The following is a 14,331-nucleotide window of genomic DNA, read 5'->3' as shown; positions in this document are numbered from 1 at the left end:
CAGGGTTTGGGGCATGACGACGACGACCTCGCCCCAGGGGCGCACGGAACTGCTCAGGGCGGACCGCACCCCGGTCCGTGTGCTGGTGGTGGACGACGAGGCTCCGCTTGCCGAGCTGCTGTCCATGGCCCTGCGTTACGAGGGCTGGGAGGTGCGCAGCGCCGGGGACGGTGCCGGGGCCGTCCGGATGGCGCGCGACTTCCGGCCCGACGCGGTGATCCTCGACGTGATGCTGCCCGACACGGACGGCTTCGCCGTGCTCGGCCGGCTGCGACGGGAGCTCGCCGAGGTCCCCGTGCTGTTCCTGACCGCGCGCGACGCGGTGGAGGACCGGATCGCCGGTCTCACGGCGGGCGGCGACGACTACGTCACCAAGCCGTTCAGCCTGGAGGAGGTCGTGGCGCGGCTGCGCGGGCTGATCCGGCGTTCGGGGACGGCGGCGGTGCGCAGCGAGTCGACGCTCGTCGTCGGCGATCTGATGCTCGACGAGGACAGCCACGAGGTCAGCCGGGGCGGGATATCCATCCATCTCACCGCGACCGAGTTCGAGCTGCTGCGCTTCCTGATGCGCAATCCGCGACGGGTGCTGAGCAAGGCGCAGATCCTCGACCGGGTCTGGAACTACGACTTCGGCGGGCAGGCGAACGTCGTCGAGCTCTACATCTCGTACCTGCGCAAGAAGATCGACGCGGGACGGTCATCGATGATCCACACCCGGCGCGGGGCGGGGTACCTCATCAGGCCCGGTGAGTAGGCACCCCCGCAGGTGGCGGGGGCCGTGGACGCTGCGGACCCGGCTGGTGGTCTCGGCGGTCACGCTGATCGCGGTCGTCGCCGCGGTCATCGGGACGGTCACCACCATCGCCTTCCACAGCTACATGTACGGCAAGCTCGACGACCAGCTGGACGCCATCGCCGTGCGGGCCGCGAAACCGCCCGGCGGGGGCCCCATGCCCGGCGGCGGTGTGCCGCAGAGCCGCGACCCGCTGGCCTTCGTGGACGCGCGCGGGCTGCCCGTCGGCGTCTTCGGCGCCGTGGTGGCGGACGGCGTGGTCACTTCGTCGCGGGTGGTCGTGGAGACCACCACCCCGGGGTCCGGGGCCGAGGACGTCGGGCAGCCGATGACCGCGGCCCAGAGCAGGGCGCTGGCGGCGGCGGACATCTCCGTCGGACAGGACCCGCGCACCGTCGACCTGCCGGGGCTCGGCGCCAGCCGGGTGGAGGCGGTCACGGACCCGCACGGGACGACCGTCCTCGTCGGCATCCCCGCCGACGAGGTGGGCTCGGCGCTCACCGCCCTGATCGTCGTCGAGGTCTGCGTCACCGGCGCCGGCCTGATCGCGGCCGGGCTCGCGGGCGCCACCATCGTCGGCGTCGCGCTGCGTCCGCTGCGCCGGGTCGCCGCGACCGCGACCCTGGTCTCCGAACTCCCGTTGCACAGCGGCGAGGTGGCCCTCCTGGAGCGGGTCCCGCAGGCCCAGGCCGATCCGCGTACCGAGGTCGGCCAGGTGGGCGCGGCCCTCAACCGGATGCTGGGCCACGTCGGTTCGGCGCTGGAGGCCCGGCAGGAGAGCGAGACACGGGTACGCCAGTTCGTCGCGGACGCCAGCCACGAGCTGCGCACCCCGCTCGCCTCGATCCGCGGCTACGCCGAACTGACCCGGCGCGGCCGCGAGGAGACCGGCCCCGACACCCGGCACGCCCTGGGGCGGATCGAGTCCGAGGCGGAGCGGATGACGGGCATGGTGGAGGATCTGCTGCTGCTCGCCCGGCTGGACGCCGGACGCCCGCTCGGCCTGGAGAGCACCGACCTCTCGCCCGTCGTCGTCGACGCGGTGAGCGATGCCCGCGCCGCCGGGGAGAGCGGCCACCACTGGCGCCTGGAACTGCCGGACGAGCCCGCGACCGTGCACGGCGATCCGACCCGGCTCCATCAGGTGCTGGTCAACCTGCTGGCGAACGCCCGTACCCACACCCCGCCCGGCACGACCGTCGCGGTCCGGGTGCGGGGCGCGGCCGGGCGGCCGTGGGTGACGCTGGAGGTCGAGGACGACGGGCCCGGCATTCCGCCCGAGCTGCTGCCGCACGTCTTCGAGCGGTTCGCGCGCGGTGACGCCTCGCGCTCCCGCAGCGCGGGCTCCACCGGCCTCGGGCTCGCCATCGTGCAGGCCGTGGTCGCCGCGCACGGCGGGCGGGCCGAGGTGGACTCGGTGCCGGGACGCACGGTGTTCGCCGTCCACCTGCCCGCAGAACCTGTGAAACCCGCAGCCGGTCCGTACTCACAGCGGGGGGACAGGCTCAGCACACCGTCGTGACAGCGGCGTTGGTGAGTGTCGGTCCCATGCGAACCGACACTCCCCGGGGCACTCTGCCGACCCGGGACCACCTCCTCGCCGGAGCGGTCGATGCGGCGGGCGCACCCGTACTCGATGTGGTGGTACCCGTCCACAACGAGGAGAAGGACCTCGAACCGTGCGTACTGCGCCTGCACGACCATCTGGCACGCACCTTCCCGTACAGCTTCCGGATCACCGTCGCGGACAACGCCAGCACCGACCGGACACCGCAGGTGGCGGCCCGGCTCGCGGCGGCGCTGCCCCGGGTGCGGTCGTACCGGCTGGAGGAGAAGGGCCGGGGGCGGGCGCTGCGCACCGTCTGGTCCGGCTCGGACGCCCCGGTCCTGGCCTACATGGACGTCGATCTGTCCACCGACCTCAACGCGCTGCTGCCGCTGGTCGCGCCGCTGATCTCGGGCCACTCCGACCTGGCCATCGGCTCCCGGCTTGCCCGTAGTTCGCGGGTGGTGCGCGGATCGAAGCGGGAGTTCATCTCGCGCGCCTACAACCTCATCCTCCGCTCGTCGCTGGCCGCCCGGTTCAGCGACGCGCAGTGCGGGTTCAAGGCCATCCGGCGCGATGTCGCGGAGCGGCTGCTGCCGATGGTGGAGGACTCGGGGTGGTTCTTCGACACCGAGCTGCTGGTGCTCGCCGAACGCGCCGGGCTGCGCATCCACGAGGTGCCGGTCGACTGGGTCGACGACCCCGACTCCACCGTCCACATCGTCCGGACGGCGACCGAGGACCTGAAGGGCGTGTGGCGGGTGGGGCGGGCGCTGGCGGTCGGCGCGCTGCCGCTGGACCGGCTGGCCCGGCCCTTCGGGGACGATCCGCGCGACCGTGCGCTGAGCGGGGTGCCGGGTGGACTGGCCCGGCAGCTCGTCGGGTTCTGCATCGTCGGCGCGCTCTCCACGCTCGTCTACCTCGCCCTGTACTCGCTGTTCCGGCTGGGCGTCGGCCCGCAGTTCGCCAACGGCGGCGCGCTGCTGCTGTCGGCCGTCGCCAATACGGCGGCCAACCGGAGGCTCACCTTCGGCGTACGGGGCAGGGGCGGGGCCGTACGCCACCAGGCGCAGGGCCTGGTCGTCTTCGCCATCGGCCTCGCGCTGACCAGCGGATCGCTGGCCGCACTGGGGGCGGCCTCCGGATCCCCGTCGCACGGTACGGAACTCGCCGTGCTGATCGCGGCCAACCTCGCGGCGACGGTGCTGCGGTTCCTGCTCTTCCGCGCCTGGGTCTTCCCGGAACGGGCCGCCACCGCAGTGGAGGGCCATCCGGCGGCAGGGGCCGCCTCCGCGGCCCCTGCCGCCGGGCCCGGCGATGACACTCACCACGAACTGGGGAACGTCCGATGACCACGCTGCATCCCGACCGCCTTCCGGCCCCGCCGGGCGCGCAGGCGCCCGCGCCGTCCGCCGCACCGGCCCACGGCCGCCCGAACAGGCCCCTGGCGCACCGCGTCCGGCGGGGCAGGCCCGAGGACCCGCGCTGGGCGCGGCCGGCCTTTCTCGCGCTGCTGCTGGTCATCGCGGGCGCGTATCTGTGGAACCTCAGCGCCTCCGGCTACGCCAACTCCTTCTACTCCGCCGCCGCGCAGGCGGGCAGCCGGAGCTGGAAGGCCTTCTTCTTCGGTTCGCTGGACGCGGCCAACGCCATCACCGTCGACAAGCCCCCGGCCGCCCTCTGGCCGATGGCCCTGTCGGTGCGGGTCCTCGGCCTCAACTCCTGGGCGATCCTGCTCCCGCAGGTGCTGATGGGGGTGGCCACGGCCGGGGTGCTGTACGCGGGCGTACGCCGCCGTTTCAACGCCGTGGCCGGGCTCATCGCCATGGTGGTCCTCGCGCTCACGCCGGTGACCGCGCTGATGTTCCGCTTCAACAACCCGGACGCGCTGCTGGCGCTGCTGATGACCGTCACGGTCTACTGCGTGCTGCGCGCGATGGAGCGCGGCCGCACCAAGTGGCTGGTGTGGGCGGGGGTGGCGGTCGGGTTCGCGTTCCTGACGAAGACCCTGCAGGCGTTCTTGATCCTGCCGCCGCTGGCCGTGCTGTACGCGGTGTTCGCGCCCGTCTCCGTACGCAAGCGGCTCGGCCAGCTCGGGCTCTCGGCCCTCGTGATGGTCGTCGCGGGCGGCTGGTGGGTCGCGATCGTCGAACTGTGGCCCGCCTCGTCCCGCCCGTACATCGGCGGCTCGCAGAACAACTCCTTCCTCGAACTGACCTTCGGCTACAACGGCCTGGGCCGGATCAACGGCGACGAGACCGGCAGCGTCGGCGGCGGTGGCGGTCCGGGCGGCGGGTCCGGCGGCCGGTGGGGCGAGACCGGTATCGGCCGGATGTTCAACTCCGAGATCGGCGGCCAGATCTCCTGGCTGCTGCCCGCCGCGCTGATCCTGCTGGTCGCGGGCGTCTGGCTGACCTGGCGGGCGAAGCGGACCGACACGGCCCGTGCGGCGTTCCTCGCCTGGGGCGGCTCGCTGCTGATGACGGCGGTCGTCTTCAGCTTCATGGCCGGCATCTTCCACCAGTACTACACGGTGGCCCTCGCCCCGTACCTCGCGGCGCTGATCGGCATGGGCGCCACGGTCCTGTGGGAGGAGCGGTCCCGCTGGTGGGCGGGTGCCGTGCTCGGCGGAACGGTCGCCGTGACGGCGTACTGGGCGTACGTGCTGCTGGGGCGGACCCCGGACTACCTGCCGTGGCTGCGCACGGCCGTGCTCGTCGCCGGGATCGCCGGTGCGCTGGGGCTGCTGCTCGTGTCGCGGACGGGGCGGCGGCTGGCGCTCGTCGCCGTGGGGCTGGGCTTCGCCGCGTCGCTGGCCGGGCCGACCGCGTACGCCGTGAGCACGCTGAACACCGGGCACCAGGGCTCGATCGTCACGGCCGGCCCGTCGGGCGGCGGCATGGGCGGCCCCGGCGGCATGGGCGGGGGCGGACGCGGCGGCGGGATGCGGCCCCCGGGGCAGGCGAGCCAGCAGGGCAATCAGCAAGGCAATCAGCAGGGCGGCGGCATGGGGCAGCCCACGACCGGTGCCATGCCCGGCCAGGGCCGGATGCAGGGCGGCCCCGGCACCTCGCAGAACGGGCAGCAGCCCGGTGCCATGCCCGCCATGCCCGGCATGGGCGAAGGCTTCGGGGGCGGCGGCGAGCAGGGTGGCGGCATGGGCGGGCTGCTCAACGGCGCGTCCGTCGGCACCGAGGCCAAGAAGCTCCTGGAGGAGAACGCCGGGGACTACATCTGGGCCGCCGCGGCCATCGGCTCGCAGAACGCCGCCGGCTACCAACTCGCCACCGGCGAACCCGTGATGGCGATCGGCGGCTTCAACGGGAGCGACCCGTCCCCGACGCTCGCCCAGTTCAAGCAGTACGTCGAGGACGGGAGGATCCACTACTTCATCGCGGGCGGCATGGGCGGGGGAGGCGGCGGCAACGGCACCTCCTCGCAGATCTCCTCCTGGGTGGAGGAGAACTTCAAGGAGGTCACGGCCGGCAGCGCCACCTTCTACGACCTGACCCGGCCGAAGGAGAACAGCTGAGGCTCAGCGCCGCAGCGACAGGTCGGCGACGACGGGGCGGTGGTCCGAGGCAAGCGTCTCGGCCACCGCCGCGTCGCGTACCCGCACCGTGTCCTTCGACACCGCCACGTAGTCGATCCGCTGCACCGGATCCTGTGCCGGGTACGTGGGACCGCCGGGCTCCACGTCCGTGAGCTCCTGCCACAGCGGGGCGAGCTCCGGCGCCGCCGGTGCCGCGTTGAGGTCGCCGAGCAGGATCTGCCGCACCGGCTTCCGTTCCGCCGCCCGGTCCTCGGCCATGATCCGGCGGGTGTCGGCCACCTGGGCGATCCGGACGGACGGGTCGCCGCGGTAGTCGAGGTGCGTCGCGTACACGTGCACGGGCAGCCCCTTCACCCGCAGCACCACCTCACCGAAGCCGGGCGAGGGGGCCGGGACCGGGTTCGGGTCCTGGGTGGAGAGCCGGGTGATGTCGTGGTTCTCGGCGCTCACGATCGGGTACCGGGACAGCACCGCGACGCCGAACTCCCGCATCGGCGCACCCGGCGCCGCGGGATCGAGGCGGTAGATCGGGGCGAACGACACCGCCATGCCCAGCCGTTCGGCCAGCTCGCCCGCCAGGTCGCGCCACTGACTGCGATCGCCCCAATGGACGTCGACCTCCTGGAGTCCGATCACATCGGCGTCCAGCGAGCGCAGCTCGGCGGCCTGCCGGTCGAGATCGAAGACGTTGTCCATGCCGGCGCCCGCATGGATGTTGTACGTGGCCACCCGCAGCGGCACCGACTGCCCGTGCCCCTGGCCCGCCGCCGTCGCGGGCGGCACGAGGACGCCCCCCAACAGCCCTGCCGCGACCAGCACTTCCACCGTACGGCGACGCAGTGTCATACCACTCCAGCCCTTGTCGGATCAGCGGCGAGCACCGTATCGCGGCCGCGCCACGGCCGTACGAGTGGAAAGCGAAATTGTGCTGTACACCGTATAGGGTCAGCTATACGGTGTACAGCACTTGCTACTCGTACACCGCATAAGGGATCAGGAGTCCGTATGACGGCGACCGCCGCCGAGCAGAACCACCTCTCGTCGCCGAGCCATCCGCAACGCTGGCTGATCCTCGGCGTCATCTGTCTGGCACAGCTCACCGTGCTGCTCGACAACACCGTTCTCAACGTCGCGATCCCCTCCCTCACCCGGGAGCTGGACGCCTCCACCGCCGATGTGCAGTGGATGATCAACGCCTATTCGCTGGTCCAGTCGGGCCTGCTGCTCACGGCCGGCAGCTCCGCCGACCGCTACGGCCGCAAGAAGATGCTGATCGCCGGGCTCGCCCTGTTCGGCATCGGCTCGCTGGTGGCCGGGCTGGCCCAGACGTCCGTACAGCTGATCGCCGCCCGCGCGGGCATGGGCATCGGCGGCGCGCTGCTGATGACCACGACGCTCGCCGTCGTCGTGCAGATCTTCGACGAGACCGAGCGCGTCAAGGCGATCGGCATCTGGTCGACCGTCAGCTCGCTCGGCTTCGCCGTCGGACCGCTGATCGGCGGAGTGATGCTCGACCACTTCTGGTGGGGCGCGATCTTCCTGATCAATATCCCGGTCGCGGTCATCGGACTGGTCGCCGTGGCCCGGCTCGTCCCGGAGTCCAGGAGCGCCGGCGGCGAGCGCCCCGACCTGTTCGGCGCGCTGCTCTCCACCATCGGCATGGCATCCGTCGTGTACGCGATCATCTCCGGCCCGGGACACGGCTGGACGTCGGGGCAGGTGCTGCTGACCGCCTTCGTCGGGGTCGCCGTACTCACCGGATTCGTGCTGTGGGAGCTGCACATCCCGTACCCGATGCTCGACATGCACTTCTTCCGGAACCAGAAGTTCATCGGGGCGGTCGCGGGCGCGATCCTGGTCGCCTTCGGGATGGGCGGCTCGCTCTTCCTGCTCACCCAGCAGCTCCAGTTCGTGCTCGGTTACGGGGCGCTGGAGGCCGGTCTGCGCACGGCTCCGCTGGCGCTGAGCGTCGTCGCGCTCAACCTCACCGGACTGGGCGCCAGGCTCGTGCCCAAGCTGGGAACGCCGGTCACCATCGCGTCCGGGATGAGCCTGCTGGCCGCGGGCCTGGCCGCGATCGCGCTGCTCGGCGGCGACGGCTACGGCGGCATGCTGCTCGGCCTGGTCGTGATGGGCGCGGGCATCGCGCTCGCCATGCCCGCCATGGCCAACGCGATCATGAGTGCCATTCCGCCGGAGAAGGCGGGGGTGGGCGCCGGGGTCAACGGCACCCTCGCAGAGTTCGGCAACGGCCTGGGGGTCGCCGTCCTCGGCGCGGTGCTCAACTCGCGGTTCGCGGCGCTGGTGCCGGCGGCGGTCGGGGCGGCTTCGCTGCCCGCCGCGCTCGCCTCGGCGGCCGACGCCGGGGAGCGGGCCCGGATCACCGACGCCTTCGCCTCGGGGCTGGAGACCAGCCAGCTCTTCGGAGCGGTCGCGGTGCTGGTCGGCGGCCTGCTCGCCGCCGTGCTGCTGCGCCGCGCGGAGCGGACGGAATCCGCCCGTGCGGGCTCCACCGGCACCGCCGCGGCGGCATAGCATCGGGGAGGGGCGCGCCGGACCGTAACGGATCCGTTCCGCGCGCGGTTCACGCGGACGCGGCCGGTCCGCCCCGCCGGCAAGACGAGGAGAGTGCGCCATGGTGTCCGCGGCCGACCGTGTGAAGAACCCCGCCAGGACCAGCGTGTGGCTGGATCAGCGGACACCGTCGCGCACCCGCAAACCGGACCAGGCGGCGGGCCTGGACCGGGAGAGGATCACCGCGACCTCGGTCCGGCTGCTGGACGCCGAGGGGCTCGCCAAGTTCTCCATGCGCAGGCTCGCCGCCGAGCTCGACGTCACCGCGATGTCCCTGTACTGGTACGTGGACACCAAGGACGACCTGCTGGAACTGGCCCTGGACTCGGTCTACAGCGAGTTCACGCCTCCGAAGGAGGACGCGCACTGGCACGATCGGCTGCGCGGGCTGGCCACCGAGTACCGGGAACTGCTCGTCCGGCATGTCTGGGTGTCGATGCTCGCCGGGCACTTCCTCAACATCGGCCCGCACGCGATGCTGATGTCGTACGCCGTCCAGGACGTGATCCGGGCGACCGGCCTGCCGCTGGAACACCAGACCGGCGCGCTCTCCGCGGTCTTCCAGTTCGTGTACGGATTCGGCACGGTCGAGGGCCACTTCGCGCAGCGCAGCGCGGCTGCGGGACTGAGCCAGGAGCAGTACTACCAGCAGGCGATGGCCACGATCCGCGACCAGCCGCATCTCAGCGACATCATGGAGTCCTCGCAGGAAGTGATGGACGCCCGCGGCGGCGACACGGTCGAGGAGATGCGCGACCGGGACTTCGCCTTCGCCCTGGACCTGCTGATCGCGGGCATCGAGGCGATGCGGGACCGCTGAGGGACGGCGCGGGACGGCCCGGGGGCGACGCGGGACAGCCGAGGGGCGATGCGGGATCGGTGAGATCCCGCATCGCCCCTTCTTCTTGATGTCCTGCCCACGTGGTCAGCCGTCGGACGCCAGACGGGCCGGGAAGCCGCCGGTGGCGATCGGCCCCCACCGCTCCGGAGTGATCCGGATGATCGACTTCCCCTGCTTCACCATCGCCGCCCGGTACTCGTCCCAGTCCGGGTGCTCACCCGAGATGTTCCGGAAGTACTCGACGAGCGGTTCGACCGACTCCGGCGAGTCGATCACCTCGGCCGACCCGTCGACCTGGACCCACGGCCCGTTCCAGTCGTCCGACAGCACGATCACGCTGACCCGCGCGTCCCGCTTCGCGTTGCGGGTCTTGGCCCGCTCGGGGTACGTCGAGACGACGATCCGGCCCGCGTCGTCCACCCCGCAGGTCAGCGGGGAGCCCTGGGGGCGGCCGTCGGACCGGGTGGTCAGCAGGATCGCCCGGTGCCTGGGCCGTACGAAGGCCAGCAACTCGTCGAGTTCCACAGCCATGTTCGTCGCGATATTGGGTGCCATGTCCGCAGACTATGACGGCAGTCATTCATCCCGCACGCCGACCAGGACGGCAGGGAATCAACCCGCGCGGCGAGCGCAGCGGCCGGGACTCGCCCCGCACGCCCGACTACGACGGCAGGGACTCGCCCTGCACGGCCTGGATGTCGAGCTCCACCCGCAGCGTCGTACCGATCGCCGAGATGCCCGCCTGCACCACCTGGTTGTAGTTCATGGCGAAGTCCTCGCGGCGCAGCTCCGCCGTGGCGCTGAAGGCCGCACGCACCCCGCCCCACGGGTCCGGGCCCGTCCCGAGGTAGCTCAGGTTCAGGTCGACCGGGCGTTCGACCCCGCGCATCGACAGCTGGCCGTGGACGGTCCATCGGTCGGGGCCGGCGGGGGTGATCCCGATGGAGCGGTACGTGATCTCGGGGAAGCGGTCCGAGTCGAGGAAGTCGGGCGACCGCAGGTGCTTGTCGCGCATGCCGTTGCCGGTGTCGATGCTCGCCGCGCTGATGACGGCGTCGACCCGGGACCGGTGGATCTCCTCCGAGATCTCGATCCGGCCGCTGAACTCGGTGAACCGGCCGTGCACGCTGGAGATGCCCAGGTGCTGCGCGACCGCGGCCACCGAGGAGTGCGCCGGGTCCAGCGACCAGGCGCCCGGCGGCGGCAGCTCCACGCCGCCCTGGCGGGCCAGCACCACCGTGCCGGCCTCGACCCGCCCGCTCGCCGTGACGAGGGCGGTGGAGGCGGCGGGTGCGTACCCGACCGCCGTGACGATCACCGTGTAGGCGCCGGCCTGGAGCGGAGCTTCGGTCCGCACCGCCCCGTCCTCGCCGGCACTGGCCCGCAGCACCTGCGTGCCGGTCATGTCGGTGACCGTCACGACGGCGTGCTGGACCGCCCAGCCGTCCCGCGTTCGTACCTGTGCGCGAAGTCCCATCCCGTTTTCTCTCCTTGCTCAATGACTCAATGAGTCGGGCCCCGGGGCGGGGACGGCAGGCCGTCCCCTGCCTGCCATCCGCGCCACCGGGGCCCATTTCCACCGGCCGGTACAGCGTCTCCGCTCGAAACGCCGACCCGCCAGGGGTCTGTGATTACTCGCTGATCACTCGCCTGGGTGAGCGAGTTCGATGTCGTGCCCGTCGGCCCCGCGACCGGCGACGGTCAGCGCGCTCGCCACCGGCGGGTAGCCGGTCGCGATGACCGAGTACTCGCCCGCGTCCAGGTCGGTGAAGGCGTACGCCCCGTCCTCCCCGGTCGTCGAGGTGGCGACCACATTGCCCGCCGCGTCGACCAGCGTGACCCGGGCGTCCGGCAGCGGCCGCCGCGCGGAACCGGCCCGCACGACACCCTGGACCAGCGCACCGGAGTGCAGCGCGGCCTCGACCCGGGTGACGCCCTGGCCGCCGATCTCCACCGGCAGAGCCAGCGGACGGAAGCCGGCGGCGTTCACCGCGACGGTCACCGAACCGGGGACCAGCTCACCGAAGGTGAACTCGCCCGCCTCGCCGGACTTGCCGGTGGCCAGCACATCGCCGCGCACATCGGTCACGATGACCACGGCGCCGTCCACCGGGGCGGCGGTCTCCGCGGCGCGCACGACGCCGGCCAGTCCGCTCGTACCGGAGAGCAGGATGTCGTACACGAGCGGCTCGTCGCCGACTACCACCGTGGACGCCTGCGGCTGGAAGCCGTCGGCGGAGGCGATCAGGACGTAGGAGCCGGAGCCCGGCGCGTCCAGACCGTAGCTGCCGTCGGCCTGGGCGACGGAGCGCCCCAGCTGCCGCCCGGCCAGCGAGATCAGCGTGACGGCGGCCCGTGCGACGGGCGCGCCCTCGGCGCCGCGCACCACACCGCGCACGGACGTGCCGTGCAGGGTGGCGACCGGGGCCTCCAGGGTGTCGACCGAGGTGGCCGTGGCGGTGGCGGTGGCGGCCGCCCGGGAGACCGGCGCGTCGGCGACGGCGGCCGGAGCCTCGACCGCCTCGGTGGCCGGGGCCTCGGTGGCCGTGGCCGGGGCCTCGCTCGAAGCGTTGGTCTTCAGGGCGACCTCCTTGATGAAGATCGTGATCAGGAAGGCGATCAGCGCGGCCGGAGCGGCGTACAGGAAGACATCGCCGACACCGTGCCCGTAGGCGCTCTCCACGACCGTACGGAACGGCGCGGGCAGCTTGTCCAGGTCGGGGATGCCCCCGCCGCCGGTACCGCCGTGGCCCATGGCCGCACCCTTGGGGCCGAGCTCCGCGAGACCGTCCTTGACGTAGTGGGTGACGCGGTTCGCCATGACGGCGCCCAGCGCCGAGACGCCGATCGCACCACCGAGGGAACGGAAGAAGGTCACGACGGAGCTGGCCGAACCGAGGTCGGACGGGGCGACCTGGTTCTGCGTGGCGAGCACCAGGTTCTGCATCATCATGCCGATGCCGAGACCCATGACGGCCATGAAGACCGCGATGTGCCAGTACTCCGTGTCGTACCGGATGGTGCCCAGCAGCCCGAGCCCGGCGGTGACCAGGAAGCCACCGCTGACCAGCCAGGCCTTCCAGCGGCCGGTCTTGGTGATGATCTGGCCGGAGACGGTCGAGGAGACGAACAGACCCGCGATCATGGGGATCGTCATGACGCCCGACATCGTCGGCGACTTGCCGCGCGCCAGCTGGAAGTACTGGCTGAAGAAGACGGTGCCCGCGAACATCGCGATACCGACGAACAGCGAGGCCAGCGAGGCCAGGGTGATGGTGCGGTTACGGAAGAGGCGCAGCGGGATGATCGGCTCGCTGGCCTTGCTCTCGACGGCGACGAAGATCCCGGTGAGCGCGAGGGAACCGACGACCATCGCGGCGGTCTGCCAGGACAGCCAGTCGTACTTGTCACCCGCGAAGGTCACCCAGACGAGCAGCAGCGACACGGCGGCGCTGATGAAGAAAGCGCCCCACCAGTCGACCTTGACCTGACGCTTCACGACCGGGAGCTTCAGCGTCTTCTGGAGCACGATCAGCGCGATGACGGCGAACGGGACGCCGACGTAGAAGCACCAGCGCCAGCCCATCCAGCTGGTGTCGGTGATGACACCGCCGAGCAGCGGTCCACCGACGGTGGCGACGGCGAACACCGCACCGATGTATCCGCTGTAGCGACCGCGCTCACGCGGGGCGATCATCGCCGCCATCACGATCTGCGCGAGGGCGGAGAGACCGCCGACGCCGATGCCCTGGACGACACGGCAGGCGATCAGCATGCCGCTGCTGGTCGACATACCGGCGACGACCGAGCCAGCGACGTAGATGATCAGGGCTATCTGGACCAGCAGCTTCTTGCTGAACAGGTCGGAGAGCTTGCCCCACAGGGGGGTGGTGGCGGTCATCGCCAGCAGCGAGGCCGTGACCACCCAGGTGTAGGCGCTCTGGCCGCCGCCGAGGTCGGAGATGATCTCGGGCAGTGCGTTCGAGACGACGGTCGACGACAGGATCGCGACGAACATGCCGAGCATGAGCCCGGCCAGCGCTTCCATGATCTGCCGGTGTGTCATCGGCGCGCCGGACGAGGGATCGGAGGATCCCCCGTGCTTGGCGTGGCCGCCCCGCACACCGGTTGGTGTGGTCGTAGCCATTTAAGTCCTTGTCTTTGCTTCTGTTACACAGGTGTACGGGTGTGTGCGGCGTTGTCACTGTGGGGGTGCCGGGAACGGCAGTCGCCGCTGTGCTTTCCGGGGCCGCACCCGCTGGGCGCGCGACAGACGAAGCTGTCGCGCAGCCGGGCCAACAGCGCGTTGAGCTGGCCGACATCGTCGTCCGACCAGTCGGAGAGGTTGTGGGCGAACATCTCGGTGGTCCGCCGGTTCAGGTCGCCGAGCACGTCCTGTCCGTCGGGGGTCAGCCGCAGGATGCGGGACCGCTTGTCCGCCGGATCCGGGGACCGTTCGATCCAGCCACGCTCTGCGACATGGGCGACATGACGGCTGGTCACCGACATGTCGACGTCCATCAGCTCGGCCAGTCGGGTGATCCGCATCTCGCCGTGCTGCCTGAGAAGAGCCAGCACGGCGGCGGAGCCACCCGGACATTCGGCGGGCAGGATACGGGCGAGACCCCTTTTGACAGCCCCTACGGCACTCAGCTGCCGGGCCAGTTCTTCGTACTGACTCCGTGCGGCCATGGGGACCCCCAGACATCTCACCGGTTCATCTTGTTGCTTAGGGCAACCATAGAAGCCGTTGGTTGCTGCAGGCAAACGAAAAGGGGCTTGCAGAAGTAAAGGAAAGCAAAAGGCTACGTACGGCTCGGGTCAAAGCCCCAGCGTGTGGGGTGCGGGTGATGCGGGGTGTGTGTCATGCCACAGGCGGGGCGGACGGGGCACGCTCCGGACGGGGCCGCTGTGTGAAGGAACGGGCACTCCGTGTGCGCGGTGGGCATGGGGACGCGCCCCGCCCGGGGACGGCGCGCACCGCAAGTGCCGCACAGAAAAGGCGAGTTGCCGCAAGCCGCCCG

General features: G+C 71.6%; 11 protein-coding genes. 6 read left to right on the top strand and 5 right to left on the bottom strand.

From position 1 onward, the window contains the following. Positions 1-13: 13 nt before the first annotated feature. The 4 genes from OG842_RS19340 to OG842_RS19325 are packed head-to-tail and all read left to right on the top strand — an operon-like array spanning position 14 to position 5,871. Positions 14-754 (top strand): response regulator transcription factor, encoded by a 741-nt coding sequence (locus OG842_RS19340; protein ID WP_266731182.1) that lies wholly within the window; start codon positions 14-16, stop codon positions 752-754. After that, positions 747-2,315 carry a sensor histidine kinase gene (locus OG842_RS19335; protein WP_266731181.1) on the top strand — a complete coding sequence of 523 codons (1,569 nt, stop codon included), beginning with the start codon at positions 747-749 and terminating at the stop codon, positions 2,313-2,315. Before OG842_RS19340 ends, OG842_RS19335 begins: the two co-directional genes overlap by 8 nt. Positions 2,316-2,341: 26 nt before the next feature. Beyond that, positions 2,342-3,691, top strand: coding sequence for a bifunctional glycosyltransferase family 2/GtrA family protein (locus tag OG842_RS19330; protein ID WP_266731179.1), 1,350 nt, complete (start codon positions 2,342-2,344; stop codon positions 3,689-3,691). Further along, complete coding sequence (locus tag OG842_RS19325; protein WP_328512408.1) at positions 3,688-5,871, top strand: ArnT family glycosyltransferase; 2,184 nt, start codon at positions 3,688-3,690, stop codon at positions 5,869-5,871. The genes OG842_RS19330 and OG842_RS19325 overlap by 4 nt, the downstream gene beginning before the upstream one ends. Before the next feature lie 3 nt (positions 5,872-5,874). Here OG842_RS19325 and OG842_RS19320 read toward each other — a convergent pair whose 3' ends face one another. Continuing rightward, positions 5,875-6,738, bottom strand: a complete 864-nt coding sequence (locus OG842_RS19320; RefSeq protein ID WP_266731175.1) for an endonuclease/exonuclease/phosphatase family protein — start codon at positions 6,736-6,738, stop codon at positions 5,875-5,877. A 159-nt stretch (positions 6,739-6,897) separates the two neighbouring features. Between OG842_RS19320 and OG842_RS19315 the strand changes: the two genes are divergently transcribed. After that, complete coding sequence (locus OG842_RS19315; RefSeq protein WP_266731173.1) at positions 6,898-8,427, top strand: MFS transporter; 1,530 nt, start codon at positions 6,898-6,900, stop codon at positions 8,425-8,427. 100 nt (positions 8,428-8,527) lie between these two features. Further along, on the top strand, positions 8,528-9,286 hold the full coding sequence (locus tag OG842_RS19310; RefSeq protein ID WP_266731172.1) for a TetR/AcrR family transcriptional regulator: 759 nt from the start codon (positions 8,528-8,530) through the stop codon (positions 9,284-9,286). A gap of 105 nt (positions 9,287-9,391) precedes the next feature. Here the strand turns inward: OG842_RS19310 and OG842_RS19305 are convergent, their stop codons facing one another. From OG842_RS19305 to OG842_RS19290, 4 genes are all read right to left on the bottom strand, one after another. Further along, positions 9,392-9,862 (bottom strand): PPOX class F420-dependent oxidoreductase, encoded by a 471-nt coding sequence (locus OG842_RS19305; RefSeq protein ID WP_266731170.1) that lies wholly within the window; start codon positions 9,860-9,862, stop codon positions 9,392-9,394. Positions 9,863-9,968: 106 nt separating this feature from the next. After that, positions 9,969-10,784, bottom strand: a complete 816-nt coding sequence (locus OG842_RS19300; RefSeq protein ID WP_266731168.1) for a YceI family protein — start codon at positions 10,782-10,784, stop codon at positions 9,969-9,971. A 165-nt stretch (positions 10,785-10,949) separates the two neighbouring features. Continuing rightward, positions 10,950-13,454 carry an MFS transporter gene (locus tag OG842_RS19295; protein WP_328512407.1) on the bottom strand — a complete coding sequence of 835 codons (2,505 nt, stop codon included), beginning with the start codon at positions 13,452-13,454 and terminating at the stop codon, positions 10,950-10,952. A gap of 23 nt (positions 13,455-13,477) precedes the next feature. After that, on the bottom strand, positions 13,478-13,999 hold the full coding sequence (locus OG842_RS19290) for a MarR family winged helix-turn-helix transcriptional regulator (RefSeq protein WP_266731165.1): 522 nt from the start codon (positions 13,997-13,999) through the stop codon (positions 13,478-13,480). Positions 14,000-14,331 lie beyond the last annotated feature (332 nt).

This window comes from Streptomyces sp. NBC_00376 (assembly GCF_036077095.1).
In the GTDB taxonomy this organism is placed as follows: domain Bacteria; phylum Actinomycetota; class Actinomycetes; order Streptomycetales; family Streptomycetaceae; genus Streptomyces.
This window is presented reverse-complemented; position numbering and strand designations above follow the sequence as displayed.

Excerpts from the sequence above, each read along its gene's own strand:
- OG842_RS19340 (WP_266731182.1), top strand. The coding sequence starts at position 14 with ATGACGACGACGACCTCGCCCCAGGGGCGCACGGAACTGCTCAGGGCG.
- OG842_RS19330 (WP_266731179.1), top strand. The coding sequence starts at position 2,342 with ATGCGAACCGACACTCCCCGGGGCACTCTGCCGACCCGGGACCACCTC.
- OG842_RS19325 (WP_328512408.1), top strand. The coding sequence starts at position 3,688 with ATGACCACGCTGCATCCCGACCGCCTTCCGGCCCCGCCGGGCGCGCAG.
- OG842_RS19320 (WP_266731175.1), bottom strand. The coding sequence starts at position 6,738 with ATGACACTGCGTCGCCGTACGGTGGAAGTGCTGGTCGCGGCAGGGCTG.
- OG842_RS19315 (WP_266731173.1), top strand. The coding sequence starts at position 6,898 with ATGACGGCGACCGCCGCCGAGCAGAACCACCTCTCGTCGCCGAGCCAT.
- OG842_RS19310 (WP_266731172.1), top strand. The coding sequence starts at position 8,528 with ATGGTGTCCGCGGCCGACCGTGTGAAGAACCCCGCCAGGACCAGCGTG.
- OG842_RS19305 (WP_266731170.1), bottom strand. The coding sequence starts at position 9,862 with ATGGCACCCAATATCGCGACGAACATGGCTGTGGAACTCGACGAGTTG.
- OG842_RS19300 (WP_266731168.1), bottom strand. The coding sequence starts at position 10,784 with ATGGGACTTCGCGCACAGGTACGAACGCGGGACGGCTGGGCGGTCCAG.
- OG842_RS19295 (WP_328512407.1), bottom strand. The coding sequence starts at position 13,454 with ATGGCTACGACCACACCAACCGGTGTGCGGGGCGGCCACGCCAAGCAC.
- OG842_RS19290 (WP_266731165.1), bottom strand. The coding sequence starts at position 13,999 with ATGGCCGCACGGAGTCAGTACGAAGAACTGGCCCGGCAGCTGAGTGCC.